Source organism: Porcincola sp. LCP21S3_C12 (assembly GCF_052118625.1).
Classification (GTDB): domain Bacteria; phylum Bacillota; class Clostridia; order Lachnospirales; family Lachnospiraceae; genus Porcincola.
Genome location: NZ_JBQKGW010000055.1, coordinates 1 through 1,857, shown reverse-complemented (window position 1 = coordinate 1,857; position 1,857 = coordinate 1). Strand labels below are relative to the sequence as shown.

1 protein-coding gene is annotated in these 1,857 nt (G+C 41.9%); it reads left to right on the top strand.

The annotated features are described in order from the left end of the window. Nucleotides 1–148 precede the first annotated feature (148 nt). Nucleotides 149–877, top strand: coding sequence for a class I SAM-dependent methyltransferase (locus tag ACTQ1N_RS12570; protein WP_441956995.1), 729 nt, complete (start codon nt 149–151; stop codon nt 875–877). Nucleotides 878–1,857: the final 980 nt, after the last annotated feature.

The following is a 1,857-nucleotide window of genomic DNA, read 5'->3' as shown; positions in this document are numbered from 1 at the left end:
TTCAGCCGGAAGGAACCCGAGTCGACCGCTATGCTCCGCATCGCGGCCGACAGCTGGCGCAACCAGGCCGATTTGCTCCGCAAATCCGGCCGTTAGGCAGTGCAATATGCAACTTTGACATAAATCGGAATTGTGGAGGTAATTATCAATGAGAAATATTTACGATAATAGTGATTTTTTTGCCGCATATGCGGAAATGGGAAGAAGCAAAGATGGTCTGAAAGCTGCTGGAGAGTGGCATCAGTTGCAACCGTTATTCCCTAAATTACAGGGAAAAAAAGTTTTGGATTTAGGCTGTGGTTACGGTTGGCATTGCAAATATGCCGCACAAATGGGAGCTACTGAAATTCTTGGTATTGATAGTAGTCAAAAAATGATTGCAAAAGCAGTAGCTGATAACTCTGATGACAAAATCAAGTATAAAGTTTGCGGTGTTGAAGAATACATTTATCCTGAAAATACTTATGACCTAGTTGTTTCTAACCTGGTACTGCACTATATCGAAAATTTAGCTAATGTTTATCAAAAGGTGTATTGCACATTAAAAGTAGGTGGGTATTTCCTGTTCAACATTGAACATCCGACTTTCACCGCAGGTGTTAATGAGGATTGGATTTATGATGAAAATGGGAAACCTAAATATTGGCCAGTCGACAATTACTATTACACAGGAGAAAGAGAAACCAATTTTCTTGGTCAACGAGTAATTAAACAGCACCACACATTAACGCAGATATTGAATCCACTTATAAAATGTGGTTTTCAAATTGAGGCTATTGAGGAAGCAATGCCTCCGGCAGATATGATGGATATGCCGGGAATGTGTGATGAAATGCGTAGACCTATGATGTTGTTGGTTAAGGTTAAAAAGGTTTAATAAACAACTTCCAGTTTCACGCTTTGATTTTTTAGATATGTTTCCTCATTTGATACCTGAGTTTTAGATATGTTTCCGCAAACAGGGGTAAATTTTCGATATGTTCCCACAAACAGTCGGGCAGCGTGATTATATTTTCCACTGTCTCGGGGCACGTCGAGACCGTGGCTCTGCTAACGAGGACAAATTGAAAAAGTGGCTATAAAGCCCGTGTTTAAGCCATTTCTGCGGCATCAGTCTTTCTGAAAAGAGAGACCGGTGCCGCTTTTTCTGTCAGGGAAAATGTGAATATCGCTCTGGCGTGACTGTGGGAAGGCTATTTTGATGAATTTTTGCCGGGCGAGACTGTGGCTTTGCTATTTTGGGTAGGTTGTGACTGTGGAAAGGCTATTTTTCGGAGGTCGAGACTGTGGGAAGGCTATTTGAACAGGAGGCATGAAATGGGAAGCAAAAAGACTATGATGGGTAGCTGGTCCGAAACTTCATCGAGGAGATCAGAGTCTTTCCCTCCAAGCTCACCATCACGGTGAAGTGTGGAGCAAAGGAAGACATCACAATTTAAGGATGAAAATATTTCATGCCGTCTCGGGATTCCGGGGCGGCTTTTCTGTTGGCAAGATAATGCTACCATATTAAACTAACATTGGGTCTAAATGAGCCTATAGAAAATATCAGATGGTTATATTTGATAAACTTCCACGCAAAGAGGTGGGTCGGTAGTGAAAATCGGAATTGACCGTGCCCTTTAGAGCGAGGGATGCTTCTTGTCTGAAGGATAAGAAGATGGAGTCGCTAAAGAGTTTAACAAATCTTGCTAATGTTTGTCAAGCAGATTTTTGAAGATTTTGAGAACCTTGAGAACAAAAAGTGAGTAACCTTAATAAGACCTGCTGTTGCAGGCCGGCAGTTAACGGCTATAATGAAAGCGGACGGATTTACTTGTACAACTCCATTGCACGAGCGTAGTAGATCCGCAGAAA

Coding starts and splice junctions, on each gene's coding strand:
- ACTQ1N_RS12570 (WP_441956995.1), top strand. CDS start 149: ATGAGAAATATTTACGATAATAGTGATTTTTTTGCCGCATATGCGGAA.